Source organism: Aquimonas sp. (genome assembly GCF_044377145.1).
Taxonomy (GTDB): Bacteria; Pseudomonadota; Gammaproteobacteria; order Xanthomonadales; family Xanthomonadaceae; genus Aquimonas.
Genome location: NZ_JBILJQ010000071.1, coordinates 1 through 26,513, shown reverse-complemented (window position 1 = coordinate 26,513; position 26,513 = coordinate 1). Strand labels below are relative to the sequence as shown.

General features: G+C 65.5%; 19 protein-coding genes. 11 read left to right on the top strand and 8 right to left on the bottom strand.

The window, feature by feature from the left end:
• The 3 genes from ACIQ7H_RS17905 to ACIQ7H_RS17895 form a co-directional block, all read right to left on the bottom strand.
• Positions 1-2,082 (bottom strand): ATP-binding protein (locus ACIQ7H_RS17905; RefSeq protein WP_395794041.1); only part of this gene is annotated, 2,082 nt, incomplete at its 3' end.
• Positions 2,083-2,139: 57 nt separating this feature from the next.
• On the bottom strand, positions 2,140-3,321 hold the full coding sequence (locus tag ACIQ7H_RS17900) for an EAL domain-containing protein (protein WP_395794039.1): 1,182 nt from the start codon (positions 3,319-3,321) through the stop codon (positions 2,140-2,142).
• A 151-nt stretch (positions 3,322-3,472) separates the two neighbouring features.
• Positions 3,473-4,135, bottom strand: coding sequence for a type IV pilus biogenesis/stability protein PilW (locus tag ACIQ7H_RS17895; RefSeq protein WP_395794037.1), 663 nt, complete (start codon positions 4,133-4,135; stop codon positions 3,473-3,475).
• 136 nt (positions 4,136-4,271) lie between these two features.
• Between ACIQ7H_RS17895 and ACIQ7H_RS17890 the strand changes: the two genes are divergently transcribed.
• Entirely contained in the window at positions 4,272-7,823 is a 3,552-nt protein-coding gene (locus tag ACIQ7H_RS17890) for an indolepyruvate ferredoxin oxidoreductase family protein (protein WP_395794035.1), read from the top strand.
• Between the two features lie 69 nt (positions 7,824-7,892).
• On the opposite strand, the gene ACIQ7H_RS17885 is transcribed toward ACIQ7H_RS17890, so the two are convergent.
• Both ACIQ7H_RS17885 and ACIQ7H_RS17880 read right to left on the bottom strand, forming a co-directional pair.
• A complete protein-coding gene (locus ACIQ7H_RS17885) occupies positions 7,893-10,187 on the bottom strand; it encodes a tetratricopeptide repeat protein (RefSeq protein ID WP_395794033.1) in 2,295 nt (764 codons plus the stop codon).
• A 131-nt stretch (positions 10,188-10,318) separates the two neighbouring features.
• Positions 10,319-12,172, bottom strand: coding sequence for an ATP-binding protein (locus ACIQ7H_RS17880; RefSeq protein ID WP_395794031.1), 1,854 nt, complete (start codon positions 12,170-12,172; stop codon positions 10,319-10,321).
• A 194-nt stretch (positions 12,173-12,366) separates the two neighbouring features.
• Here ACIQ7H_RS17880 and ACIQ7H_RS17875 point away from each other — a divergent pair, with 194 nt between their 5' ends.
• The 3 genes from ACIQ7H_RS17875 (at position 12,367) to hrpB (ending at position 16,914) form a co-directional block, all read left to right on the top strand.
• Positions 12,367-13,020, top strand: coding sequence for an AAA family ATPase (locus tag ACIQ7H_RS17875; protein WP_395794029.1), 654 nt, complete (start codon positions 12,367-12,369; stop codon positions 13,018-13,020).
• A 222-nt stretch (positions 13,021-13,242) separates the two neighbouring features.
• Positions 13,243-14,313: a hypothetical protein gene (locus ACIQ7H_RS17870; protein WP_395794027.1), complete on the top strand. Its 1,071-nt coding sequence runs from the start codon at positions 13,243-13,245 to the stop codon at positions 14,311-14,313.
• 72 nt (positions 14,314-14,385) lie between these two features.
• On the top strand, positions 14,386-16,914 hold the full coding sequence (gene hrpB, locus ACIQ7H_RS17865) for an ATP-dependent helicase HrpB (RefSeq protein WP_395794043.1): 2,529 nt from the start codon (positions 14,386-14,388) through the stop codon (positions 16,912-16,914).
• Between the two features lie 166 nt (positions 16,915-17,080).
• On the opposite strand, the gene ACIQ7H_RS17860 is transcribed toward hrpB, so the two are convergent.
• The gene (locus tag ACIQ7H_RS17860; protein WP_395794025.1) at positions 17,081-17,380 is read right to left on the bottom strand and encodes a type II toxin-antitoxin system RelE/ParE family toxin; all 300 of its coding nucleotides are present in this window, start codon (positions 17,378-17,380) and stop codon (positions 17,081-17,083) included.
• Position 17,381: 1 nt separating this feature from the next.
• Entirely contained in the window at positions 17,382-17,666 is a 285-nt protein-coding gene (locus ACIQ7H_RS17855; protein WP_395794022.1) for a CopG family ribbon-helix-helix protein, read from the bottom strand.
• 223 nt (positions 17,667-17,889) lie between these two features.
• Between ACIQ7H_RS17855 and ACIQ7H_RS17850 the strand changes: the two genes are divergently transcribed.
• From ACIQ7H_RS17850 to ACIQ7H_RS17820, 7 genes are read left to right on the top strand one after another with little or no spacing between them, the layout of a single operon-like run.
• Positions 17,890-20,943, top strand: a complete 3,054-nt coding sequence (locus ACIQ7H_RS17850) for a type I restriction endonuclease subunit R (protein WP_395794020.1) — start codon at positions 17,890-17,892, stop codon at positions 20,941-20,943.
• Positions 20,940-22,190 (top strand): restriction endonuclease subunit S, encoded by a 1,251-nt coding sequence (locus ACIQ7H_RS17845; RefSeq protein WP_395794018.1) that lies wholly within the window; start codon positions 20,940-20,942, stop codon positions 22,188-22,190. Before ACIQ7H_RS17850 ends, ACIQ7H_RS17845 begins: the two co-directional genes overlap by 4 nt.
• Entirely contained in the window at positions 22,187-23,377 is a 1,191-nt protein-coding gene (locus ACIQ7H_RS17840; protein ID WP_395794016.1) for an AAA family ATPase, read from the top strand. The genes ACIQ7H_RS17845 and ACIQ7H_RS17840 overlap by 4 nt, the downstream gene beginning before the upstream one ends.
• Positions 23,374-23,718, top strand: a complete 345-nt coding sequence (locus tag ACIQ7H_RS17835; RefSeq protein ID WP_395794014.1) for a hypothetical protein — start codon at positions 23,374-23,376, stop codon at positions 23,716-23,718. Before ACIQ7H_RS17840 ends, ACIQ7H_RS17835 begins: the two co-directional genes overlap by 4 nt.
• Positions 23,715-24,233: a zeta toxin family protein gene (locus ACIQ7H_RS17830; protein ID WP_395794012.1), complete on the top strand. Its 519-nt coding sequence runs from the start codon at positions 23,715-23,717 to the stop codon at positions 24,231-24,233. Before ACIQ7H_RS17835 ends, ACIQ7H_RS17830 begins: the two co-directional genes overlap by 4 nt.
• Positions 24,230-24,430 carry a hypothetical protein gene (locus tag ACIQ7H_RS17825; RefSeq protein ID WP_395794010.1) on the top strand — a complete coding sequence of 67 codons (201 nt, stop codon included), beginning with the start codon at positions 24,230-24,232 and terminating at the stop codon, positions 24,428-24,430. Before ACIQ7H_RS17830 ends, ACIQ7H_RS17825 begins: the two co-directional genes overlap by 4 nt.
• Positions 24,427-26,058: a type I restriction-modification system subunit M gene (locus ACIQ7H_RS17820; protein ID WP_395794008.1), complete on the top strand. Its 1,632-nt coding sequence runs from the start codon at positions 24,427-24,429 to the stop codon at positions 26,056-26,058. The genes ACIQ7H_RS17825 and ACIQ7H_RS17820 overlap by 4 nt, the downstream gene beginning before the upstream one ends.
• A 15-nt stretch (positions 26,059-26,073) precedes the next feature.
• Here ACIQ7H_RS17820 and ACIQ7H_RS17815 read toward each other — a convergent pair whose 3' ends face one another.
• The gene (locus ACIQ7H_RS17815) at positions 26,074-26,391 is read right to left on the bottom strand and encodes a hypothetical protein (protein WP_395794006.1); all 318 of its coding nucleotides are present in this window, start codon (positions 26,389-26,391) and stop codon (positions 26,074-26,076) included.
• Positions 26,392-26,513: the final 122 nt, after the last annotated feature.

Below are 26,513 nucleotides of genomic sequence, written 5' to 3'. Positions count from 1 at the left end.
GACTGCCGACCACGCGCAACCGCGACATCGACAGCTTGCTGCCGATCGAGGGCTGGGCGCCGATCTGCAACTGAGGCTCAGCACGGCGAGTGGGGAAGCGGTAGGTGGCTTGGGCGGACGCATACGATGCAGACGCTGGACCAGGGTCGCGATGCTGGCCGGTTTGGTCAGATAGTCGTCCATGCCGGCCTCGATGCAGCGCTCCGCCTCGCCCTTCATCACCGCGGCGGTCAGCGCGATGATCGGGGTGCGCTGTGCGCCGATACGGGCTTCTTCGGCACGGATTTCGGCGCCCAGCTGATAGCCGTCCATCACCGGCATGTGCAGATCGGTCAGCACCAGCGCGAAGCGCCCGCTGCGCCAGGCGGCAAGACCTTGAGCACCATCGTTGCAGGCTTCGCAGCGGAATCCGGCCAGGGCCAGCTGGCGGGTCACCACCAGACGATTGGTCGGGTGATCGTCGACCAGCAGCACCAGGCTGCGCTCGGCTTCGGCGGCTTCCGGCGTCGGCAGCAGCCGGTGCTGCAGCGGCTGCGCCGGGACTGCTTCGGCCTCGGCGGCCAATTCGGCCGGGCTGGCGTGATGAAGTTCGAGCTCCAAGCGCAGCGTGGTGCCTTCGCCCTCGCGGCTGTTGAGGCTGATCGCGGCGCCCATCAGCTCGGCCAGACGCGCGCAGATGGCCAGCCCCAGACCGCTGCCGCCGAAGCGCCGTGTGGTGCTGCTCTCGGCTTGGGTAAACGGGTCGAACAGCTGGCCCTGCAGTGCCTGCGCGATGCCGATGCCGGTGTCGCTGACCGCCAGAGCCAGCCGGTCGCAGCGCTCGCCCTGCTGCAGCAGCTCCACGCTGACATGGACGCCGCCGTGTTCGGTGAACTTGATCGCATTCGACAGGAAGTTGCCGAGAATCTGCCGCAGCCGCAGTGCATCGGCGCGGTAGGCCGGCGCCAGCCGCGGATCGATCCGGCAGTCCAGGCTCAAGCCCTTGCTGGAGGCGGCGGCGACGAAGTTCAGCACCGCGGTTTCCACCAATCGACGCAGGTCGAGTGCGGCCGGCGCGAGCTCGAGCTTGCCGGCTTCGATCTTCGAGAAATCGAGGATGTCGCCGATGATCTGCAGCAGGTTGTCGGCCGAGTGGCGGATCATCGCAAGGGCGCGACGCTGATCCTCATCGAGCCGCGTATGCGCCATCACTTCCACCATGCCGGTGACGCCGATCATCGGCGTACGCAGCTCGTGGCTCATGGTGGCGAGGAAGGCGCTCTTGGCGCGATTGGCGGCATTGGCGCGCAGCTCGGAGGCACGCAGCTCGCCGCCGTAGCGCAGCAGCTCGGCGCGCATCGCGTTGAAGGCATCCACCACTTCACCGAGTTCACCGCTCGGCCGGTGCACTGGTTGCTCTCGGAAATCCCGCTTAAGCAGGCGCCGCGCCATCAGATCGAGGCCTTCGATGCCGCGCGCCAGGTTGTGCGCCAGGCGCACCCCAACCAGCAGCACCACCGCCAGCGTGAACAGACTCAGGCCGACCCGCAGCACGCTGGTGCGCTCGCCGCGGGCCTGCTGCTCGTGCAGCACGCTTTCGGCGCCGATGATCTCCAGATCACCGAGAAAGCGCAGACGCAGGATTACAGGGTCGATCGCCGGCGCGAGCACGCCCTCGCAGAGCTGCTGGATCGCGTCGCGATTGCTGGTGCGCAGGGCGGTCAGCAGCTCGCGGCTGGCGCGATCGGCATCGACCCGCGCTTGGGCGATCTGCACCATCAGGCTCTGCTGCTCAGGGCCACGCGCTTGCGTCGTCAGCGCCTGCCAGTGCGCGTCGATACGGCTGAGCGCATCCTCGCCCAGCCGCTGCGCCTGCGCCAGACCGATCTGACCGTCGCGTGCCTTGTACGCCGTGGCCAGCAGGTCGTGGCTGTAGGCATCCGACATCGCTTTGATCCGGCGCAGGCTGGCCAGCGGGCCTTCGACCAGGCCGCGCAGTGCGCGCTGGCTCTGCGCCTGGCTGAATTCGTCGAGCAGCAGCACACCGCCACCGGTGAGCACCAGCAGCAGCATCAGGCCGAACAGCTGGGTACGAATGCCCAAGCGTGGCCAGCGCGGCCGCGGAGTCACCTGAAGCCGCTCGGCGAGGGGTTGGCCATCTCAGGCTTCGGGCCGCCGCCAGGCGTTGACCACAGCGGGCAGCTCTTCGCCCGGTACCGGCCGACCGATCAGATAGCCTTGCGCATAGGTGCAATCCAGCTCGGCCAGCATTTGCCATTCCGCGGCGCTTTCGACGCCTTCACCGACCGTGCTCAGGCCCAGCTTCCGCGCCAGCTCCAGGCTGGCCTCGACCACCGCGCGCCGGCGCGGATTGCGCTGCGCGCCGGTGACGAAGGTCTGGTCGATCTTGAGTTCGGTGAACGGGATCTGCGACAGCTGCGAAAGCGATGAATAGCCGGTGCCGAAATCATCGATCGACAGCCCGAAACCCTTGAGTCGCAGCCGCGCCAATGCGCCAAGCGCGGTTGCGGCTTCCTGCATCACCGCGCTTTCGGTCAATTCAAGAACGATCTGGTTGGGTGCCACGCCGTGGCGATCGGCCACCGCCTGGAAGTGATCGGCCGCATCCGCCGCGGTCAGGCCAAGCATCGAGACATTGACCGCAACCCGCAGCGGCAGCCCTTCGCTGGCCCAGCGCGCGCGCCAGGCGCAGGCCTGGTCAAGCATGGTCAGGGTCAAGCGCTCGATCAGTCCGGCCTGTTCGAGTGCAGGGATGAACTGCGAGGGCCAGACCATTTCGCCGTCGGCGCGGCGCCAGCGCGCCAGCGCTTCGACCGTCACCACGCGGCCGTTGTTGACCGTCACCTGGGGTTGGAAGTAGGCCACGAACTCGTCGTTGTCGAGGCCCTGCCGCAGCGCCTCGGCGGTGATGCTGCCCTGCTCGGCCGCGCTGATCGGATCGGCCTCGGCGGCCAGGGTCGACAGGATGTCGCGCAGCTTGGTGGTGGTCAGCGGTTTCTGCACGCTGCCCAGCACACGCACCCCGTAGGTCCGTGCCATGTTCTCGACCGTGTGCTGCAGGGCCGGTTCCAGCGCGCTGGCGATGATCAGAGCGCCAGCGCGGCCGGCCTGGGCGATCGCGCTGATGAACTGCACGCCGTCCATGCCGGGCATGTCAAGGTCGACGATCAATACATGCACCGGGCTCGGGCGCGCCATCAGCAGCCGCATGGCGTCTTCACCGGTAGCGGCATCCAGACATTCGCCACAGCCGATGTCGGCCAGCAGGCGCAGGGCCATGCGACGCTGAAAGCCGTGGTCTTCGACTACAAGAACCGACATCGCCGCGAAATCCATCGCTGTCCCCTGTGCTGCATGCAGTACCGCGGGTGTCGCAGTCTGCTTCAAGCCTGCTGTGCGGACGCCGGCCCGTCAACCGATAGCCCGCGTGCCGCTGCTTTCAATCCAGCCGGCGCGGAATCGCCGCTTGAACTCAAGGCGCGTCGCGCAGCCAGGCTTCGTGCATGGACTGCATCGCCAAACGCTCGTTCGGGCCGAAGTCGGCGGTAGCCGCATCCAGATCTGCCTCGCGTCCCCACTGCGTGGGCTGCGACTCGGCAGCCTTGGCGTAGTAGGTCAGCGCAGTCTCGCGGTCGCCCTGCGACCACAGCAGCAGGGCGAAGTGGGAAGGCACCCAGTCCGGCTGGCCGCCGTGCAGCGCATAGGCCTGCAACCACTGTGCCTTCGCCAGCTCGAACTCCCCCAGGTGAAAGCGGATCCAGCCGTAGTTGTAGTGCACCATCCGCCGGGTCAGGCTGCCCTCTTCGCTGAGCCGCAGGGCAGCTTCCGCGTCGCGCTCGATGCGCTGGCGCATGCCGCGGTCGGCATGCATCCAGGCGCTCTGCAGTCTCAGCACGGGGTTGCGTCCCTCACGCCGCAGGGAGGTATCCAGGGCTGCGCGCTCAGTCGCGTTGTCGATATCGACGCGCTGGACCCAACGTGCTGCCGGGTCGGCTTGGTCGTAGCGAGCATCCAGCGGCGGGAGATCCTGGGCCGCCAGCGGCAGCACCATGAGCATACCGAGCAGCCAGACCAGCCTGCATACGGCGCGTGTGGTTGAGGCCGGGGCGAAAGGGGTGGGCAGTGCGCAGGGCATATCGGGATCCGAATCGAATGGAGGGGCGCTGGCGGGTGCCAGAACTCCATGCAGTTGGCAAGCGGCTTCGAGCATACGGGGCTGGACCAAGGTCGACTGTTAGAATTTGTGGTCTTCCCAGCCCCGGTCACAGCTGATGTCTGCCATTGCCAACGCCAATGCGATTCCCGCCGTTCTGCTCGACAGCCCGCCGGTCGATCTCGACTACGGGCTCGAGCACAAATACACCCGCGAATCCGGCCGCATCTATCTGTCCGGCGTGCAGGCGCTGGTGCGTCTGCCGCTGATGCAGCAGATGCGCGATCGCGCTCAGCAGCTCAACACCGCCGGCTTCATCTCCGGCTACCGCGGCAGCCCGCTGGGTGGCTTCGATCTCGAACTGTGGAAAGCCAAAAAGCACCTCGCTGCCTCATCGATCCACTTCACGCCCGGCTTGAACGAAGACCTCGGCGCGACCATGGTCTGGGGCAGCCAGCAGACCAACCTGTTCGAGGGCGCCAAGTACGACGGCGTGTTTTCGATGTGGTACGGCAAGGGCCCTGGCGTGGACCGTTGCGGCGACGTGTTCAAGCACGGCAATGCCGCCGGCACCTCGAAGTTCGGTGGCGTGCTGGCGCTGGCCGCCGACGATCACGCCTGCCGTTCGTCGACGCTGCCGCATGGTTCAGAGCTTGAGTTTGTTTCGGCGATGATGCCGGTGCTGAACCCGGCCGGCGTGCAGGACATTCTCGATATGGGCCTGCTCGGCTGGGCGATGTCGCGCTTCACCGGCCGCTGGGTCGGCTTCAAGACGATCGCCGAAACGGTCGAGAGCTCGGCCTCGGTCAACGTCAATCCGCACCAGCTCGACATCATCACCCCGGCCGATTTCGTGATGCCCACCGGCGGCTTGAACATCCGCTGGCCGGATCCGCCGCTCGATCAGGAAATGCGCCTGCACCGCTATGCGGTTGCGGCAGCCCAAGCGTTCGCGCGCGCCAACCACATCGACAAGGTGATCATCGATTCGCCCAAGGCGCGGCTCGGTATCGTCACCACCGGCAAGAGCTACCTCGACGTGCTGCAGGCGCTGGAGTACCTCGGTCTCGATCGCCGCACCTGCGAGGACATCGGTATCCGCGTGTACAAGGTCGGCATGACCTGGCCGCTTGAGCCTGAGGGCATCCGCAGCTTCTGCGAGGGGCTTGAAGACGTGCTGGTGGTGGAAGAGAAGCGCGCCTTCGTCGAGTCGCAGATGAAGGAGTACATGTTCAACTGGCAGCACCGTCCGAGCGTGGTCGGCAAGTACGACGAGCAGGGCCAGTGGTGCCTGCCCAGTACCGGCGAGCTGACCCCGGCGACGATCGCGCAGGTTATCGGCAAGCGCCTGCAGCGCTTCTTCAATACCGAAGCCATCGAGCAGCGTCTGCGCTGGATGGAAGCCAAGGAAGCCGAGCTGGCCGCACCCCGCGCGAGCTTCCCGCGCGTGCCGCACTACTGCTCGGGCTGCCCGCACAACACCTCGACCAAGGTGCCCGAAGGCTCGCGTGCGCTGGGCGGCATCGGCTGCCACTACATGGTCACCTGGATGGACCGCAAGACCGACACCTTCACCCAGATGGGCGGTGAGGGCGCGAGCTGGTGCGGGCAGGCGCTGTTCACCCACACCGAACACGTGTTCCAGAACCTCGGCGACGGCACCTATTTCCACTCCGGCAGCCTGGCGATCCGTCAGGCGATTGCTGCGAAGGTGAACATCACCTACAAGATCCTCTACAACGATGCGGTGGCGATGACCGGCGGCCAGCCGGTCGACGGCACCCTCACCGTGCCGGACATCGCGCACCAGATGCGCGCCGAGGGCGTGCAGTCGATCGTGGTGGTGTCCGACGATATCGAAAAGTGGTCGAAGCCCGAGATCTTCCCGGCCGGGGTCGAGTTCGAGCATCGCGATGATCTCGAAGCCGTACAGAAGCGCATGCGCCTGATCAAGGGCACCAGCGTGCTGATCTACGACCAGGTCTGCGCCACCGAAAAGCGGCGCCGCCGCAAGCGCGGCAAGATGGTCGATCCGCAGCAGCGCACGGTCATCAACTCGCTGGTGTGTGAGGGCTGCGGCGACTGCGGCGTGCAGAGCTTCTGCGTGTCGGTGCTGCCGAAGGAGACCGAGTACGGCCGCAAGCGCGACATCGACCAGTCCAACTGCAACAAGGACTTCAGCTGCGTGAAGGGCTTCTGCCCGAGCTTCGTCACGGTCAAGGGCGGCCAGCTGAAAAAGAGCAAGCGGATCAGCGTGGAAGAGCGCATCGGCAGTCTGCCGCAGCCGAGCTTCAAGTCCGACTTGAGTCAGCCCTGGAACATCCTGATCACCGGCGTCGGCGGCACCGGCGTGGTCACGATCGGCGCTCTGCTCGGCATGGCCGGGCATCTGGAGCACAAGGGCGCGAGCGTGCTCGACCAGACAGGCCTCGCGCAAAAGGGCGGCGCGGTCACCACCCACATCCGTATTGCGCGTGAACCGTCCGACATCCACGCGGTGCGCATCGCTGCCGGCGAAGCCGATCTGGTGATCGGCTGCGACATGGTGGTGGTCAACGACTACTGGGCGCTCTCAAAGGTGCGCGCCGGCCGCAGTGCGGTGGTGCTGAACACCTATCAGGCCATGCCCGGTCCGTTCACCATGAAGCCGGACATGCAGTTCCCCGCGCAGGCGATCGTGCAGGCGGTGCAGGTCGCGCTCGGCGGTGAGGAGCCGATGCTGGTCGATGCGACCCAGTTGGCGACGGCCCTGCTCGGCGATGCGATCGCCACCAACCTGTTCATGCTCGGCTACGCCTGGCAGCAGGGCCTGGTGCCGCTGTCGCTGGACTCGATCCTGCGCGCGGTGCAGCTCAATGGCGCGGCCGTCGAAATGAACACCCAGGCCTTCAACTGGGGCCGCCTGGCAGCGGTCGATCCGACTTCCGTGGCCGAGGCAGCCGGCTTGGCTAAGCCCAGTGCCGAGGTGACTGCGCTGACGCCTGCGCCGCTGGAGGACCTGCGCCTGTCGGCCAATCTGGAGCAGATGATCGAACGCCGCGTGGCCTTCCTCACCGACTATCAGGACGCCGCCTACGCCGCGAAGTACCGTCAGCTGGTCGACTCGGTGCGTACGCAGGAGAACAAGCGCGCGCCGGGCTCGACCACGCTGACCGAGGCGGTGGCCCGTTACTACTTCAAGCTGATGGCCTACAAGGACGAGTACGAGGTCGCACGCCTGTACACCTCGGGCGATTTCTTGAAGCGCGTGGCGACTCAGTTCGAGGGCGACTACAAGCTGCACTTCAACCTGGCGCCGCCGCTGTTTTCCAAGCGCGACGAGAATGGCCATCTGAAGAAGGCCGAGTACGGCCCGTGGATGCTCAAGGCCTTCGGCCTGCTCAAGCACTTCAAGGGACTGCGCGGCGGTAAGCTCGACATCTTCGGCTACACCGAAGAGCGTCGCAGCGAGCGCGCCTTGATCGAGGAGTACCGGCAGACGATCGAGCGGCTGCTGAACGAACTCGACGCGGCCAAACTTGACCTGGCCGTCGAGATCGCCCGCGTGCCCGAGCAGATCCGCGGCTACGGGCACGTCAAGGAAACCCATCTCGCCAAGGCCAAGGTTCTGCGCGAAGAACTGCTGGCGCGTTGGCAGCAGCCGGCGCCGGTGCAGACTCAGGCAGCCTGATGTTGATGCTGTGGCGCGCCCGCGAAACAGTGTGGGCCCGCCACAGCAAGTGGGTCGACGCGCAGGCGGTCAGAGCCCGTAGCGCTCAATCAAGGCACGGTGCTTGTCGGCATCCAGTCCCGCCTGCTCGGCCAGACGCAGCCAGCACATACGGTGTTCGAAGCCGCCGGTGGCCTGTTCCATTGCCGAGCAGATCTCGGCCAATGGCAGCTGCGCGGGTGCCGACACGCTGAAGTAGATGCCCGGGTGCGAACGGCCGTTTTCAGCGCTGTCCTGCACTTCGTAGTCATCCGCGCTGTGGATCCACACCTTCCAGCCACGCGCCTGCAGCGTATCGCGCAGCTGGTCGAAGGCCGCTTCACCGGGATGCACGCCATCGACCAGCCAGCCCGGGCCGAAGCCCCCGCTGCGCAGCGTGTGCATGCGCGGGAAGGTCGGGACGAAGCGTGAGCGCTCTTCTTCGTCCTCAGGCACCGGGAACACCAGCTCGGCGTCGTAGACCACTTCGTCCATCACATGCTGAGTCCGCGGGCCCCAGGCGTTCTCGACGATGCGCGCGCTGACCGGGCCAGTGCGGCGCGCGTAGTAGTCGAGCGTCTTGTCGTCCTCGATGCAGCGGATGATGACCCAGCCCCAGTCCTCGTCGATTGGGCCGGACTCGGTTTCGATCTGCATGCCGAGCTCGCGGGCGACGCGATGCACGCCCTCCCATTCGCCGGCCGCCGTGGCTGCACTCATGTAGTCCCAAGCGAGGCCGCGCTCGTCGCGCAGGGCCAGGCGCAATTCGCCCAGCTGCGCGCTGGCTTCGCTGAAGCGCTCCTGGCGCAGCAGGCTGCGCACCAGCAAGCGACGGCCGCCGTGGTACTCGGGCGCGACCTCCAGCATGCGCCGGCTGTGCAGTTCCGCTTCGACCCAGTCGCCGCGCTGGGCGGCGCTGCTGGCGCGGCACCAGTGCGTGGTCTGCGGTGCGGAGCTGGCGTATAGCCGCGCTAGACGTTCTACCTCGTCATGCGCACCCTGCTGCAGCAGGTAGGTCATCAGGGTGTAGGCCAGGTTCTCCTCTTGCGTGTAGTGGCGCTCGACATAGGTCCACAGCAGAGCGATTGCGTCATCGATCGCGCCGCAGGCCTGCAGCGCATTCGCCGCCTGCAGACGCAGTGCTGAATCGTCGGGGCGCTGCTCCAGCGCCTGCAGCAGCCATTCCGCCTCGACCTCGGGATTGCGCTCCTGCTCCAGTTCGCCCTGCTGTTCCAGCCACTGCAGCAGTGCGTCGGCCGGCGCCGGTGCCGGGGTGTGCGCAGCCGATTCGATCTCGGCCGCCAAGGCCGACAAGGTCGCCGCGGCGCCGGCATCGCTGCGCAGGCGCGGCACGTGCGTCTGCGCGATCTGCAGCAGACGCTGCGCGCTGAAACGGCTGCCGCGGGCCAGCGCCAGCCCTGCGGCGTAGACGGCGAGGGTGATCGTCTTGCGATGCGCGCCCAGCCTGGAGTGGTGCAATACGCCCTGATGCAGGCGCGAGCCGCGGCCCCAGTCGTTGTGCTCCGGCAGGGCCATCAATACCGGACTGGCGGCCTCCATCCAGGGCAGCAGATCGCCGTCGTTGATCTCGCGCAGCGGCGGCAACACGTCCCAGGCCTCATCGAAGCGGCCCAAGGCCGCCAGCGCGCGCGCTTTCAGCATCGCGCGTGGCTGCGCGATGTTGCGCCATTCCACGCCCTCGACCGTGGCTTCCTCGGCTTCGATCCTGGCCAGAGCTTCGTCGACGCGGCCCACTTCAAGCAGCAGCAGGTTCTCGACCTCCAGGGTGCCGCCGTTGGCTTCGGCGCCTGCGGCCTCCAGCACGGCGCGCTGTGCCTGCAGCCAGGTGAGCGCCTCGGCGGCGCGCCCGCTGTCACGCAACGCCAGTGCCTTCTGGTACGACAGGCACTGGAAGCAGTTGCGGCTGGGTTCGATCCGCGCCAGCGTCTCGTCGCAGACGGCGATGCGCTCCTCGGCCCAGCCGGGGCCGTCGACATTGGCATAGCAACTGGCCATGTCCTGGGTGACACAGATCGACTGCGGGCATTCGATGGTGTCATCGCGGTGGGCGAACTCGAACAGCGAGACGGTCTCGGCCAGCGCGGTCTCGCCCTCGGACTTGTTGCCCAGCCGGTTGCGCAGGTCCCAGTGGCGCACGAACACCTCCAGCCACGGGTTCTCCAGCGTCTTGCACAGGGCCCTCAGCTCCGGCATCAGCGCCTCGGCGCGCTCGACTTCCTGGTCGCAGATCTCAGTGCTGAAGCGGTCGATCAGGTCCGCACTGTGGGCTTGCCCGGCTTCGCGCAGCGAGGCCTGCAATTGTTCGATCCAATGCCAGATATTCATGGTGCTTTCTCGGGATAAAGCACGCCGATGGGCGCGCGGGGAAGGGCGGGGGGAACTGCGCAAGTCTGCGGCCGGAGGGCCGAGCGAACTCGCCCGCGGCCGGCACCGTCCGCGTAAGCACTCGGCCGGGCTCAGCAGCGCAACAAGGCCTGCACCGACTCAGCCAGGTCTTCAAGCGCGCCGCCGAGCGCATCCGCGGCCAGCGTGTCCTGGCTGGCGAGAATGGTCTTGAAGGTGCGCAGCAATCGAGCACCTGTCGCCGCCTGCGCGCTGCCTGCGCGCAGCGACGTCAGCAGCGCATCGACCGCCGGATTCGACAGATTCAGGTACAGGCGGCTGTCGTGGCTGGCGTCGATCTGCGCAGTGAACTGCCGTGCCAGCCGCAACGCTGCCAGCGAGATCTTCTTGTCGTTGGCATCGGCTTCCAGCCTGCGCTTGAGTTCGCTGTCGCGATCCGGCACCACCACCAGCGGCAGCACCGCCGGCTCGAAGTGCGCGGGCTGCAGGCGTTCGCCCTGGCAAAGGTGTTCGCGCAGCCAGCTCAGTTCGTGCTCGGGCAGTTCGGCCTCGCGGAACAGCTGGCGATTGCCCTGCTCGGTGCCGAGCTCGACCAGGCGCAGCCCGCGCAGCTGCACCCAGCGCCGCAGGAACGGCACCACCGCGTAGCGATGCCCGTGCGCGACCGGTATGCCGAGCGTGCGGAACAGCATCGCCTCGAAGCCTTGCTGGCTTTCCAGAATCACATGCAGGGCGCCGCGCGAGATCAGATCCGGCACGCGCCGCTGGCCCTGCGAGGTCGGCACGCGCAGGTGCTCCATCATCAGCAGGAACAGGCGCTCATCGCAGAGGCTGGCGCCGAGAAGGGCTTCGTTGTGGCGCAGCAGAATCCGCCGCCAGGCCTCAGGCTGGGTGCGCACCACCTGCGCCAGGCCGTCGATCAAGGCTTCCGACAGCGCATGCCGCACCGCGCTGTAGTGCGCGTCGCGCTGCAGATCCTCGCGGCTGGCGGTGGGTGTCAGCCTGTTCGATTCGATCACGCCGCCGATGAAGCCGGCCCAAGAGGGCAGCAGCTCGCGGGCATCGTCATCCAGCAGCATGCCGCGCACGAACACGGCCAGATTGCGGTTGTCGCTGGTGCCGTAGGTCGCACCGTCCTGCACCCAAAGCAGGCCGCGCGCATCGCTGCTGGCGCTACCGTCGCCGGGGCGCACGTCCATCGTGCAGATCGGCTCGAAGCTCCGCTCGAAGCGTCCGGCGAACTCAAGATTGCGGCGCTGCGCCTGCACCGGGTGCAGGGGCGTATCGGTCTCGCGCCGCCACGGCGGTGGTTCCGGGTTGATGGCCTCCGCGCTGCCGCACAGATGAATGGGCTCGGGCAGCAGAGCGCAGTAGTGGCGAAGGATCTCATCCAGTCGCGTCGCGCTGGTCAGGCTACGGTACTCGTCCTGCAGCTCCAGAACGATCTCGGTGCCGACCGCACGCGCCGCGATCGGGCTCACCGAATACTGCTCGGCGGTGGTCGACAGGTAGACATGGCCCAGCTCGGGCTGCTGGTACGAGGTCGTTCTCACGCTGACCCGTTTGGCCAGCACGAAGGCCGACAGAAAACCCAGGCCGAACATGCCGATCAGGCCACTGTCCTCGTGGCCGGATTCGCGCAGACGCCGGGTGTAGCCGACGCCGACGGTGGCGAGATAGGCATGAATCTCATGCTCGGTCAGGCCGGCGCCGGTATCGATGATGCGCAGCAGGTTGTTCTGCGCATCCGCCAGCACCTCGATCCGGCCGCGCTCGCGCCAATCGGGCTGCTCCAGCCGGCGGCGCAGGATCGAATCGTGCGCGTTCTGCACCAGCTCGCGCAGCGCCACCATCGGTGTGGAGTACAGGTGCTTGCTCAGCACCGACATCAGGCCGCCGAGGTCGACACTGGTGGTGCGGATCTGCGCCAGCGGCTGCGGGTCTGGAGTATTGCTTGGAATGTTCATCGGCAGTCGGTCATCGGCAGGAGGGCGCGGGGCATCAACGGCCGCGCGCGGCCGGCAAGCCCAATCGCTTTAGAAATCGGCTCAAGCCCCGGCGCGCCGAGTCAGTGGGCTGGCGATCAGCAAGGGTGGCTGCGCACTGCCAGCCTGTGAAGGCGCTGCTACAGTGATTGCAGTAGCGTTCCGGGAGACGGCGCATGCATTCGGTACTGGTGGCGAGCAGCAAAGGCGGCTGCGGCAAGTCGACGATTGCGACCCAGCTGGCCGCGTGGGCGGCGGTGTCGGGGCGGCGTGCGGTGCTGGTCGATCTCGATCCGCAGGGCTCGTCCATGCGCTGGTGCGAGCGCCGTGCACTGAGCACCGCCGCGCCTGTGCTGGGTTTGCAGGGTGAGGATGGCCGCTGGCAGCGACGGGTGCCGGAGGATGCAGAGTGGCTGCTGTTCGATGCGCCGGCGGGTTCGCAGCCGGCAACGTTGAAAGCGGTGATCGAGCGCGTCGATGCGCTGCTGGTGCCGGTGCTGCCCTCGGCGTTCGATCTTGAAGCCACCGCCGGCTTTCTGGATGCGCTGTCCACGCACAAGCGCCTCGCCGACCGCAGCCTCAGCGTTGGCCTGGTCGCCAACCGCGTTCGCGCGAACACCCAAGCCAGCCAGCGTGCGCTGGCACAGCTCGCGCAATGGCCGTACCCGCTGCGCGCCGAGTTGCGTGACTCGCAGAGTTATGTGCTGCTGGCCGCGCTGGGTAAAGGCCTGTTCGATTACGACAACGAGGCCGTGCGCGCCCAGGCCGAACCCTGGCGGCCGCTGCTGCAGTGGCTGTCGCGCAGCCACCGCACCGCGCGACGCGGCTGAGCCACACGGCGGCGCGACGCCGGTGTTCAGCGCCCATGCCGCGATGTGATCACCGATGAACTGCCGCCCAACTCGGCTTGCAGCGCGCGACGCGAATGAACGCAGCGCTGCGTACCCTCACACAGGGTCTGCCCCGCTAAGTCCGCATTAAGCGCTGCGGGCCTACGGTCGCCCTGCACCGCGTGCCTGCCACGCCATCCCAACTGCCTCTTGGAGACGCCCATGCGCCGCTTGTTTGCTCCGCTGCTGCTGCTTGCCGGTTTCGGCACTGCCCACGCTTACCAGCCCGAAGCCGGCCTGTGGTGGAGCCCGGGCTCCAGCGGTTCGGGTTTCACTCTGGAGCTGCAGGACAACCTGCTCGCTTTCACCGGCTACCTGGGCGAACCCAACGGTGCCCCTGTCTGGTACACCTCGGCAGGCCTGATGACCGGCAACGCGCTTTACAACGGTCGCCTGTTCCGCTTCCAGGGCGCACAGTGCGCCGGCTGCAGCTACGCTGGCGCGCCGGCCGCGCAGGATGTCGGCAGCGTGCGCATCGTGTTCGACGCCAACAATCCGACCCGCGGCACTCTGACCTGGAACGTGCCGCCGCAGCCGATCCGCAGCATCCCGGTCGAGCGCTTCTACTACTACTTCAAGCGTGGTGAAGATGGTTCAGCGCCGGTCGAAGTCACCAAGATGCTCGGCGAGTGGCACTTGAACCTCGACTTCAGCGAGTACCCCAACTTCAACGCTTTCCGCTACAGCGGCGATGTGCTGGTGTTCGATGACTTCTCACGCGATGGCAACACCTGGTACTTCGATGGCTGCCGTACCGAGACCTCGCTGGATGCCGAGTGCACCGCTGACGCGCTGGACTTCAACAGTGCATCGGGCTTCTACAGCAGCACGCGTCGCCGGCAGTCGATCATTGTCGATGACAACAGCCAGAACAGCGCCGGCCAGCTGCTGTGCATGTACTACGAAGCTCCGGTGCAGGCCGAACATTTCACCGCGGGCCTGACGGGCAACAACGATGGTGGCTTCACCATCTTCCCGTGCTCGGCCAACCCGTTGAACTACGTGCTGTACCCGCTGCGTGGCGCGCGTACCGCCAGCCGCACCTTCGTTGAGGAAGGCGTCGGCCCGAGCAAGCGCGCCACCGCCGTGGCAACCGACCACAGCCCGCGTGTACGCGAGGCTGCACCGCTGAAGCCGCTGGCCGAACGCAAGGCGCTGGCGCAGGATCCGGCCACCGTCGAGTTCATCCAGCAGCTCGACACCGCGCGCCAGCGGGTGATGTCGAAGCGCTGAGGCTTCCTCACCGCGCAAATCATGGACACTACGCCGCCGCAGTGCATCTGCGGCGGCGTTTTCATGTGCGCGATGTGCGCGATTCGGGCAGACGAGAGTTCCGTGGCTGACGCTTTTCCGATTGACCCACTGCTGCCGGAAATTCTGGCCAGCCTCACCGCCCACCCGCGCCTGGTGCTGGAAGCCCCGCCCGGTGCCGGCAAGACCACCCGCGTGCCGCCGGCATTGCTGGCCGCAGCGTGGCTGCAGGGCCGCAACATCCTGATGCTCGAACCGCGCCGCATCGCTGCGCGCGCCGCCGCGAACTTCATGGCCAGCGAGCGCGGCGAGCAGCCCGGCGACACCGTCGGCTACCGCATCCGCTTCGAGTCGAAGGTCGGCCCGCGCACGCGGATTGAAGTCGTCACCGAAGGCATCCTCACCCGCCTGATCCAGGACGATCCGGGCCTGGAGAGCATCGGCGCGCTGATCTTTGACGAGTTCCACGAGCGCCATCTGAGCGCCGACCTCGGCCTCGCGCTGGCGCTGGAAGTGCAGGCCCAGCTGCGGCCCGACCTGCGCATCCTGGTGATGTCGGCCACGCTTGATGGCGAGCGCTTGGCGCAGAAGCTCGACGCGCCGCGCCTGACCAGTGCCGGCCGCAGCTTTCCGGTGCGCATCGCCTACCCGCCGCGGCAGGGCAACGAGACTGACGAAGCCCAGCTCAAGCGCGCGGCGGAAACGGCCCTGCGCGAAACCGACGGCGACCTGCTGGTGTTCCTGCCCGGCATGCGCGAGATCCAGCGCAGTGAGCGCCTGCTGTTTGATGCGGCGCAGGCCGTGAACGCCGATGTTCTGCCGCTGTACGGTGAGCTGCCGGTGGAGCAGCAGGCCGCCGTGCTGAAACCTTCTAGCGACGGCCGCCGCAGAATCGTGCTGGCCACCAATGTGGCCGAGAGCAGCGTGACCCTGCCGGGCGTCAAGGCGGTGATCGACTCGGGCCTCGCGCGCGAGCCGCGCTTCGATCCGAACTCCGGCTTCTCGAAGCTGATGACGGTGAACATCTCTCAGGCCTCGGCCGATCAGCGCGCCGGCCGCGCCGGTCGCGTCGCGCCCGGCGTCTGCTATCGCCTGTGGCCGGAAAGCCAGCGCCTGGAGCCCGCGCGCCGGCCCGAGCTGATGCAGGTCGAACTCTCGGGCTTACTTCTCGAACTGCGCGCCTGGGGCAGTGATGATCTGCCCTTCGTCGATGCGCCGCCGCCGGGCCCGCTGGCGCAGGCCGAGGATCTGCTGAAGAGCCTCGGCGCACTCGATGAGCGCGGCTCGCTGAGCGCGCTCGGTCGCCGCATGTTGAAGCTCGGAACACATCCGCGGCTCGCGGCGATGCTGTGCGCCGCACCGGATGCGCAGTCGCGCGCGCTGGCCTGCGACCTGGTCGCCCTGATCGAAGCACGCGACCCGCTGCGCGGGCTCGACCGCCGCCGCGAAGACTGGCAAAGCCGCTGGCTCGGCCTGCTGGATTTCCGCGCGCGCCGCGCCGGCCCCGGCCCCGACCTCGACCGCAACGCGCTGATGGCGATCGACCAGGCGGCGCGCAGCTGGCGCAGACGCCTCGATACCAATGCCGAAGTCGCCAGCGCCTCGCCGCATCGGCTGGGCGAACTGCTGCTGCACGCCTACCCCGACCGCATCGCCCATGTGCTGCCGAATGATCGGTTGCGCTACGCGCTGAGCAACGGCCGCATGGCCAAGCTGATGCCGGACTCTCCCCTGGTCGGCGAACCCTGGCTGGTGATCAGCGAGCTGCGCGCCGACAGCGGCGACGGCCTTATCCTGCGCGCCGCCGGTTTTGATGAGGCCGCGCTGGAACGTGAGTTCCCCGAACGTTTCATCGAAGCCGACGAAGCCGGCTGGGACGAAGCCGCGCGCGCCGTCACCGCTGCGCGCGTGCGCCGCTTCGAGCAGATCGTGCTCAGCCGCAAACCGATCGGCAAACCCGACGCCGAACTCTGCGTGCGCGGCCTGCTGGCCGGTCTCCGCAGGCTCGGGCTCGATGTGCTGGATTTCAGCGAAGGCCAGCGCCAGTGGCAGCAGCGCGTCGCACTATTGCGCAGTCACTGCCCCGAACTCGGCCTGCCCGATGTCAGCGACACCGCTCTGCTGGCAACGCTGGAGGACTGGCTCGGCCCCTACATCGGCGGCAAGACGCGACTCTCGCAGATCGACGCCGAACTGCTCGGCGAGGCCCTGCGCTCACGGCTCGACCACAGCCAGCGCCAGGCCGTCGAGCGCCTGGCGCCCACCCGCATCAAAGTGCCCTCAGGCATGGAGCGCGCCATCGAGTACGTGCCCGAACAAGCGCCGGTGCTTGCGGTGAAGCTGCAGGAGCTGTTCGGCTTGGCCGACACCCCCACGGTTGCCGACGGCCGCGTACGCCTGACCCTGCACCTGCTCAGCCCAGGCGGCCGCCCTATCCAGGTCACCCAAGACCTGCGCGGCTTCTGGGAGCGCACCTATGCCGAGGTCAAGAAAGAGCTGAAGGGCCGCTACCCCAAGCACCCCTGGCCGGATGACCCCTGGACCGCGCAGGCCACGCATCGGGCGAAGCCGCGGGGGACGTGAGGCAGGCGTAAGCCCTTCTTGCGATACGAGTCGGCGACCCCTGTAGGAGCGAGCTCGCGACCGCGGCCGTGGCATCGCCTCACGGTCGGTCTAGGGGATGTCGGCATCCCGCACGTGTGACCAGGGCTCGCGAAGTGCCAGGAAAGGGGCCTTGAGTTGCGCGGACTCATGCATCGTCCGCATAGCCCCCTTCGCGTTGCGCACGAATTGCCAGCACGACCACGGTGTCGGTGACGGCCACATAGCGATACAGCGCCACGTAGCCGTGAGAACCGCGGCCCATCACGAGTTCACGCTTGTCCTGGTGAACCGGGCGGCCGATCAAGGGATTGCCGGCGAGCACGTCGAGCGCGCTGATGATGTCGTCTGCCCGGGTGTCCGCATGCTCGCTCTCGTGACGCCGCAGGTAGTCGGCGATGCGATCGAGATCTGCCATCACCACGCCGCCGAGGCGGATGCGCGTCACCTCAGTCTTCCAGCTTGCGCGGCAGTGGTCGTTCGACCTCCTCGCCTGCCACCCGAGCCTTGAAATAGCGGCGGGCCTCTTCCCAAGGAATGCTCTCGCCAGTTTCAAGGAACTCCGCCCAACGCTGGTCGGCCTCGGCATAGAAGTCGGCGCGGCGCTCGGCTTGCTCGGTCTTCTCGGCAATGGCGTCGAGGATGAAGCTGTGCGGACTGGTGCCGGCGCGCTCCGCGGCCTTGGCGACGCGGGCTTTGAGTTCATCGGGCAGGCGGATGGTGGTGGTGCTCATGCGGGCCTCCCGAGGCGATGCGGTCTGGGGAAAAGTAGCACATGTGTGCCACACGCTGGATCGGCCGCACAGGCGACGCATCCAGCGTGGTCCGATCAGTCCATGCATGCAGTCTGCGCCGTGTCCGAATGGCCCGACCCCGGAAGCTCCAAGGCAGAACCCCACGTCTATACTCCCGAGCCTCAGTCGCGATCAGCGAAATTTCCTCACTCCGATGACGTCCGTGACTCCATACACACCTTCCCTCGATCGCTCCCACAGCGGCATCAAGGAGCAGGACATCGAGAAGGCCCTGGTCGAGAAGCTGCGCGATCTCAAGTACACCGACCGGCCCGATATCCACGACCGTGCCACGCTGGAGGCCAACTTCCGGCAGAAGTTCGAGGCGCTGAATCGCGTGCGCCTCACCGATGGCGAGTTCGCGCGCCTGCTCGACGAGCTGGTCATCCCCGACGTATTCACCGCCGCCCGCGTGCTGCGCGAGAAGAACGACTTCACCCGCGACGACGGCACGCCGCTGAGCTACACCCTGGTCAACCTCAAGGACTGGTGCAAGAACGACTTCGAAGTCGTCCACCAGCTGCGCATCAATACCGACTACAGCCATCACCGCTTCGATGTGCTGCTGCTGATCAACGGCGTGCCGGTGGTGCAGATCGAGTTGAAGACGCTCAGCGTCAACCCGCGCCGGGCGATGGAGCAGATCGTCGACTACAAGAACGACCCCGGCAACGGCTACACCCGCACCCTGCTGTGCTTCGTGCAGCTGTTCATCGTCAGCAACCGCACCGAGACGGTCTACTTCGCCAACAACAACCCCCGGCACTTCGCCTTCAACGCCGAAGAGCGCTTCCTGCCGGTCTATCGATTCGCCGACCGCGACAACAAGCCGGTCACGCATCTCGATGACTTCGCCGAGCGCTTCCTGCAGAAGTGCGAGCTCGGCCGCATGATCAGCCGCTACACGGTGCTGATCCAAAGCGAGCAGAAGCTGCTGATGATGCGGCCGTATCAGATCTACGCGGTGCAGGCGATCGTCGACTGCATCGAGCAGAACTGCGGCAACGGCTACATCTGGCACACCACCGGCAGCGGCAAAACGCTCACCTCGTTCAAGGCGGCCACCCTGCTGCGCGAGAACGAGCAGATCGACAAGTGCCTGTTCGTGGTCGACCGCAAGGACCTTGATCGGCAGACCCGCGAGGAATTCAACCGCTTCCAGCCCGGCTGCGTGGAAGAGAACACCAACACCGAAACCCTGGTGCGGCGCCTGCTGTCGGATGACAAGGCCGACAAGGTCATCGTCACCACCATCCAGAAGCTAGGCATCGCGCTGGACGCCAGCAACCGCCGCAACTACCGCGAGCGGCTGGCGCCGCTGTCGGGCAAACGCATCGTCTTCATCTTCGACGAATGTCACCGCTCGCAGTTCGGCGAGAACCACCAAGCCATCAAGGAGTTCTTTCCGCGCTCGCAGCTGTTCGGCTTCACCGGCACGCCGATCTTCGACAGCAACGCCTCGAAGACGCAGATCACCGGCGACCAGGCCTCGATGCGCACCACGCTGGACCTGTTCCAGCGCGAGCTGCACGCCTACACCATTACCCACGCCATCGAAGACCGGAATGTTCTGCGCTTCCATGTCGACTACTACAAGCCCGAGGGCGATGCCTCGTCGACGGCGGGCGAGGCACAGCGCAAGCGCAAGGTGATCGAGGCCCTGCTCGACAAGCACGACACCGCCACCCATGCGCGCCGCTTCAACGCCCTGTTCGCCACCGCCTCGATCGTTGACGCCATCGAGTACTACGGCCTGTTCCAGCAGATCCAGGCCGAGCGGCAGGCGGCGGATGCCAGCTTTGTGCCGCTGAAGATCGCCTGCGTGTTCTCGCCGCCGGCCCAGCTGGCGCAGACGAATGAAGAGCGCCGCGACATCGCCCAACTCGCCGAAGACCTCGAACAGGAGCGACAAGACAACCAGCACGAGCCCGAGCAGAAGAAGGAAGCGCTCAAGGCCATCATCGCCGACTACAACGCCGCCTACGGCAGCAACCACAGCGTTGCCGAGTTCGACCTGTACTACCAGGACCTGCAGAAGCGCATCAAGGACCAGCAGTACCCGAACGCCGACCTGCCGAACAAGGGCGCCGAGAAGGTCGATGTGGTGATCGTGGTCGACATGCTGCTCACCGGCTTCGACTCGAAGTACCTGAACACCCTCTATGTCGATAAGAATCTCAAGCACCACGGCCTGATCCAGGCCTTCTCGCGCACCAACCGCGTGCTCAACGCCACCAAGCCGCACGGCCAGATCCTCGACTTCCGCGCTCAGCAGAAATCGGTCGACGAGGCCATCACCCTGTTCTCTGGCGTGCAGAGCGAGAACACCGCTCGCGAGATTTGGCTGGTCGACCCCGCGCCCAAGGTGGTCGACAAGCTGAAAGAGGCGCTGGGCAAGCTGGGCGAGTTCCTGGCCTCACAGGATCTGCCGCCCGCGCCCGAAAGCGTGCCCCAGCTCAAGGGCGACGAAGCCCGCGCGGTTTTCATCGAGCGCTTCCGCGAAGTGCAGCGCCTGAAGACCCAGCTCGACCAGTACACCGACCTCGCTCCCGACACCCGCGCCGAGGTCGAGCAGCTGCTGCCGCGCGACGCGTTGAACGCCTACCGCGGCGTCTACCTCTCTACCGCCCAGCGCCTCAAGGAACAGCGCGAGGGCGCATCTGGGAGCGCCGGCGTCCCCGCCGGCAGTTCAGAACTCATCGACCAGCTCGACTTCGAGTTCGTGCTGTTCGCCTCGGCCGTGATCGACTACGACTACATCATGAGTCTGCTGGCGAGCTTCTCAGCCAAGGCGCCGGGCAAGCAGAGCATGAGCCGCGAACAGCTCATCGGCCTGATCGAAGCCGACGCCAAGTTCATCGACGAGCGCGAGCTGATCACCGCCTACGTGCGCTCGCTGCAGGCCGGGCAGGGCCTGGACGAGACCGCCATCCGCGAGGCCTACCAGCGCTTCAAGCGCGAACGGCAGACCGCCGAGCAGGATGACATCGCCGACACGCACGGCCTGGCCCGCGAGCGGCTGGCGGCGTTTGTCGACGTGATTCTGCAGCGGCTGGTATTCGACGGCGAGCAGCTCACCGAGCTGATGGAGCCGCTGGGCCTGGGCTGGCGCGAGCGACGGGTCAAAGAGCTTGCGTTGATGGAGGCGCTGCTGCCGGTGCTGAAGAAGCGTGCGGCGGGGCGGGAGATCTCTGGATTGAGTGCGTACGAGTCATGACGCCGACGAAGAATGCGGCAACCAGTGCGACGCCGACGCTGTCGCCCAGTCTGCGGTTCCCACAGTTCCTTGCCGATAACGCTTGGAACGTCGTCCCGTTGAATGCTGCATGCCAGATGCAAGCCGGGAGGTTCGTCCAGGCATCAGAGATTCACGAGCGAGAGAGCCATGAGCTCTATCCATGCTTCGGAGGAAATGGGCTTCGCGGATACACAGCCACATTCACACACTCCGGGATGTACCCTCTCATCGGTCGCCAAGGGGCTCTGTGCGGCAACGTGAGACTTGAAGTCGGGGAATTCCACGCAACCGAGCACGCTGTGGTTACGACAGCGCGAAGTGGAGTCGACGTTGTGTGGCTCTACTACGCGCTCAGCCTCGCGAATCTCAATCAGTATGCGACCGGGCAAGCACAGCCTGGTCTATCCGTCGAGGTTCTGGACCGTGTGCCGATAGCGGTCCCCCCAACCGAACGTGAGCAACATAAGGTCGCCGAGTGTCTGAGCACACTGGACGAGCTGATCAACGCCGAAAGCGAGAAGCTCAACACGCTCAAGACCCACAAGCAAGGGCTCATGCAGCAGCTCTTCCCTCGTGAAGGCGAAACCCTCCCGCGCCTCCGTTTTCCGGAGTTTCGAGACGCACCCGAGTGGCGAACCGGAAGAGCTTCAGATATTGCGGAAGTACATCAGGGCTACGGTTTCCCTGAGGGCGAGCAGGGAAAGCTGGCTGGCGACTATCCCTTCTACAAGGTCAGTGACATTTCGCGAACTCTTGCAGCTGGCAGCAGCCGTGTCGACACAGCAGCCAACTACATCACTCACGAAACGCTCCAAAAGCTCAAGGCGAAGGTCATTCCGACTGGAGCAACGATTTTCGCAAAGATCGGTGAAGCACTCCGTTTGAACAGGCGTGTGATTACAACGAGGCCATGTGTGATCGATAACAACACGGCTGGTGTGAAAGCGATCGATGGACAAGCGACTGACCTCTTTCTCTTCTATATCTGGTCTCAGGTTTCGCTCGAAGATCACGCCGGTGGCGTCGTGCCAGCTGTGAGCAAATCGGTGATCGAAAGAATCCCGGTCAATTACCCCGAAGTCCCCGAGCAGGAGAGAATCGCCTCTTGTATCTCGTCTTTGGATGATTCGATCGCAGCCCAAAGCCACCGAATCCGCGCGCTGGAGACACATAAGCGTGGACTGATGCAGCAACTTTTCCCTGCCCCGGAACGCGTCGACGCATGAGCGGCATCCGCAAGTACCAGAGCCTGCGCTCGCTGGTGACGCGGCTGCGCGATGATCTGAACAATGTTGAGCTGGTGCTCCTGTACGCATACAACCGTACTGGCAAGACACGCCTTTCGATGGCGTTCAAGGACGAAGGCAAGCGCAAAACCAAGAAGAACCCGCAGGGCGTGGCCGACACGCTGTACTTCAACGCCTTCACCGAAGATCTCTTCACCTGGGAGAACGATCTCGATGGCGATGTCCTGCGTCATCTCCAGATCAACCCCGATTCGAGCCTCTTCAATGGCCTCAAGGAGCTCGCGCTCGACCAGCCCATCGCGAGCTACCTGAGCCGCTACGCGGAGTTCGACTTCGATATCGACTACGAGGCGTGGAAGGTGAGGTTCCGCAAGGACGGAGCGGACAACATCAAGATCTCCAGGGGCGAGCAGAACATCTTTATCTGGTGTCTCTTCATGGCGATCTGCGAGCGCATGCTCGATGGACATGTCTCTTACCAATCCTTCAAGTACCTCTACATCGACGACCCCATTTCTTCGCTTGACGACAACAACGCGATCTCGGTGGCCTGCGACCTGGCCAAGCTGCTGCGTCGTGCGGCGAGTCGGGTGGACGGAAACGGGACGCCTGCCCCGATCAAGATCATCTTCTCCTCGCACCACGCACTGTTCTTCAACGTGATGTGCAACGAGATCGGCCGCGCCAAGGAAGGGGAGGCGAAGGTCGCTAACAAGCGCTATTTCCTGCACCGCCCAGACAGCAGTGGCGTCTACACCCTGCGCGGCACAGAAGACACCCCGTACTTCCACCACGTCGCCACCTTGGCCGAGCTGAAGCGCGCTGCGCATCCTCGGTCCGGGAAGCTCTACACGTTCCACTTCAACGCGCTGCGCAGCATCATGGAGAAGACCGCCGCCTTCTTCGGGCATGCCGACGTCTCGTTCTGCATCAAGGCCTTGGATAACGAGGAAGATCGCGCCCTGTACAACCGCGCACTGAATCTCCTCAGCCACGGCGCCTACTCGATCTACGACCCCACTCCGATGGGAGACGACAATCAGGACTTGTTTCGTCGCCTACTCGATGACTTCTTGGCCAAGTTCCAGTTTGCGTTGCCGGAGCTTGCGGACAAGCCTGTTGGAGCGGCACCAACAGCAACACCTTCAGCAGCGCCGAGTCCATGAGCGCACTCATTCTTTGCGCCACCAAAAACAGCCGGACCCAGATCCAGCGCCGCGCCGACCCGCAGACCGTCTGGCTGACCCAGCTGCAGATGAATGATCGGCGTTATCCGAGCAAGCGGAATACCTGCATGCCCTTTAAGAACCCCAGCGAAGACGGAGTGCTGGACGCGAATTCAGTTGTCAAGGAATCCTTGACAACTTCCAAGGGCCTCGCCGGTAGAGCAACTGTCAAGCAATCCTTGACAGTTGCGCTCAGCCTGATGGGGCAAGCAACTGCCGAGGATTCCTCGGCTGTTGGTTCAGCCGGCGCAGCGCTCGCAGCCGCAGCGAGGCGCGCATGAGCAAGAAGATCATGATCATTGCTGGGCCCAATGGAGCAGGCAAGACGACCTTCGCGCGCTCGTTCCTACCGCAAGAGGCACAGTGCCCGCGCTTCATCAACGCCGACCTGATCGCTGCCGGCTTGGCACCCTTCGCGCCCGAGACGGCTGCGATCAAGGCGGGACGGTTGATGCTCGAAGAGATTGCCGGCTGCGCGCGAAGGGGCGAGAGCTTTGCCTTCGAGACCACGCTGGCGGGCCTGGGCTACCTTGCCCATATCCGGGCGTGGCGGGCGGCTGGCTACCACGTCAGCTTGTTCTTCCTCGGCTTGCCTAACCCCGAGCTTGCGGTGACGCGCGTCGCGCTGCGGGTGCGCCAGGGTGGGCATCGCATTCCGGAGGAGGTCATTCGGCGACGATTCGCGTCCGGCCTGCGCAACTTCGAAGCCGCCTACAAGCCTGCGGTCAACGCTTGGGCAAAATACGACAACGAGGGCCGAAGCCCTGTTCTGCTGGAGTGGGGAGAGAACCCGTGAGTACACGAGACATCAGCGAAGCCAGAGACCCTGATCTGCGCTCGTCGATGGCTGCCATGCGGCGTGCGGCTCAGCTTGCGCGGACGATTGCCATCCAGACCGACACGAGCATCGCGGTGTTCGAGAATGGGGAGATTCTCCAGATTTCCGCAGCTGCGCTGCGCGCAGCGGCTGAGCAAGGCGATTCGGCCGCATGAACGACAAAGACCAAAAGCAGCTCGGCCAGACTCTGTGGCGGATCGCTGACCAGCTGCGCGGGGCGATGAACGCGGACGACTTCCGCGACTACATGCTGGCCTTCCTGTTCCTGCGCTACCTCTCGGACAACTACGAGGCGGCGGCGAAGCGGGAGCTGGGCCCGGACTACCCGACACCGAAGGACGGCGACACTCGAGTACCGCTGGCGCAGTGGTATGCCAGCAACCCGAGCGACATCGCAGACTTCGAGGCACAGATGCGCCGCAAGGTGCACTACGTCATCAAGCCCGAGCATCTGTGGGCCAGCATCACCCGGCTCGCCAATCAGCAGCACATCGACCTGCTCGACACCCTGCGCAACGGCTTCAAGTACATCGAGAACGAGAGCTTCCAGAGCGCCTTCAGCGGGCTGTTTTCGGAGATCAACCTCGGCTCGGAAAAGCTGGGCCGGACGCACACAGAAAAGAACGGAAAGCTCTGCGACATCATCAAGGAGATCGCCAAGGGCTTGGCCGAGTTTTCGACCGATGTCGACGTGCTGGGCGATGCCTACGAGTACCTGATCGGTCAGTTCGCCGCGGGCAGCGGCAAGAAGGCGGGCGAGTTCTACACGCCGCAGCAGGTGTCCAACATCCTCTCGCGCATCGTCTCGCTCGATAGCCAGGACCCTTCCACCGGCCCGGTCAAACACCTCGGCAGCGTGTTCGACTTCGCCTGCGGCTCGGGCTCGCTGCTGCTCAACGTGCGCAAGACGCTCAAGCCCAGCGGTGGAACGATCGGCCGCATCGTCGGCCAGGAAAAGAACATCACCACCTACAACCTCGCGCGCATGAACATGCTGCTGCACGGGGTGAAGGACACCGAGTTCGAGATCTACCACGGCGACACCCTTCTGAACGACTGGGATGTGCTGCGCGAGACCAACCCCGCCAAGATGCCGAAGTTCGATGCGGTGGTCGCCAACCCGCCTTTCAGCTACCGCTGGGAGCCGAAGTCGGACATGGGCGATGACGTGCGCTTCAAGAACTACGGGCTTGCGCCGAAGTCCGCCGCCGACTTCGCCTTTCTGCTGCACGGCTTTCACTACCTGAAAGACCAGGGCGTGATGGCGATCATCCTGCCGCACGGCGTGCTGTTCCGCGGCGGCGCCGAAGAGCGCATCCGCACCAAGCTGCTGCGCGACGGTCACATCGACACGGTGATCGGCCTGCCGGCCAACCTGTTCTATTCGACTGGCATCCCGGTGTGCATCCTGGTGCTGAAGAAGTGCAAGAAGTTCGACGACGTGCTGTTCATCAACGCCGCCGAGCACTTCGACAAGGGCAAGCGGCAGAACGTGCTGAACCCCGAGCACATCAGCAAGATCGTCGAGACCTACCAGCACCGCCGCGAGGAAGACCGCTACGCCAAGCGCGTCGACATGGAGCGCATCGAGAAGGAGGGCTTCAACCTCAACATCTCGCGCTACATCAGCACGGCGCAGACCGAGAAGGAGATCTCTCTGGAAGCGACGCATGCGGAGCTGGTGGCGATTGAGGCGCGCATCCGCGAGGCGACGCGCAAGCACAATGTCTTCCTGCGCGAGCTGGGTTTGCCGGAGCTGCCTGGCGGCCAGGAGATCAGGTAGCCGACGCCCGCCCGATTACATCCCGTAGTCAGGCAGCGTCAACCAATGATGGAAGTAGCGCCCCATCAGCAGTTTCGGGAACACCGGCAGCCGCATCAGCAGGGTGGTGTAGTCGCGCAGGCGCACGCCGAGTTCTGTTCTGGGCACGAACGAGGCGGCCAAGCTTTCGGCCAGCTTCTGCTTGCGTCGGATCATCGACTGCATGCGGGCCTGGTAGCGATCAAGCGCGGCGGCGCTGTCGCCCGGGTTCCGATGCAGCTCGCCGGCCAGTACGTAGGCTTGCGCGAGCGCGACCCCTGCGCCTTCGCCGGCGATCAGGGATGGGCAGCCCAAGTTCCGCACTTCGCCCGCCCGAGCCGGCCGTTCTCGGGCGGGCGACGCTCGCCGAATCAACGACTTGCGTGCCCCTTGGGCTAGAAAAATCCAAAACGCTGTAGTGTCACGCCTATCCTCTA

Coding starts and splice junctions, on each gene's coding strand:
- ACIQ7H_RS17900 (WP_395794039.1), bottom strand. CDS start 3,321: ATGTCGGTTCTTGTAGTCGAAGACCACGGCTTTCAGCGTCGCATGGCC.
- ACIQ7H_RS17895 (WP_395794037.1), bottom strand. CDS start 4,135: ATGCCCTGCGCACTGCCCACCCCTTTCGCCCCGGCCTCAACCACACGC.
- ACIQ7H_RS17890 (WP_395794035.1), top strand. CDS start 4,272: ATGTCTGCCATTGCCAACGCCAATGCGATTCCCGCCGTTCTGCTCGAC.
- ACIQ7H_RS17885 (WP_395794033.1), bottom strand. CDS start 10,187: ATGAATATCTGGCATTGGATCGAACAATTGCAGGCCTCGCTGCGCGAA.
- ACIQ7H_RS17880 (WP_395794031.1), bottom strand. CDS start 12,172: ATGAACATTCCAAGCAATACTCCAGACCCGCAGCCGCTGGCGCAGATC.
- ACIQ7H_RS17875 (WP_395794029.1), top strand. CDS start 12,367: ATGCATTCGGTACTGGTGGCGAGCAGCAAAGGCGGCTGCGGCAAGTCG.
- ACIQ7H_RS17870 (WP_395794027.1), top strand. CDS start 13,243: ATGCGCCGCTTGTTTGCTCCGCTGCTGCTGCTTGCCGGTTTCGGCACT.
- hrpB (WP_395794043.1), top strand. CDS start 14,386: ATGTGCGCGATTCGGGCAGACGAGAGTTCCGTGGCTGACGCTTTTCCG.
- ACIQ7H_RS17855 (WP_395794022.1), bottom strand. CDS start 17,666: ATGAGCACCACCACCATCCGCCTGCCCGATGAACTCAAAGCCCGCGTC.
- ACIQ7H_RS17845 (WP_395794018.1), top strand. CDS start 20,940: ATGACGCCGACGAAGAATGCGGCAACCAGTGCGACGCCGACGCTGTCG.
- ACIQ7H_RS17840 (WP_395794016.1), top strand. CDS start 22,187: ATGAGCGGCATCCGCAAGTACCAGAGCCTGCGCTCGCTGGTGACGCGG.
- ACIQ7H_RS17835 (WP_395794014.1), top strand. CDS start 23,374: ATGAGCGCACTCATTCTTTGCGCCACCAAAAACAGCCGGACCCAGATC.
- ACIQ7H_RS17830 (WP_395794012.1), top strand. CDS start 23,715: ATGAGCAAGAAGATCATGATCATTGCTGGGCCCAATGGAGCAGGCAAG.
- ACIQ7H_RS17820 (WP_395794008.1), top strand. CDS start 24,427: ATGAACGACAAAGACCAAAAGCAGCTCGGCCAGACTCTGTGGCGGATC.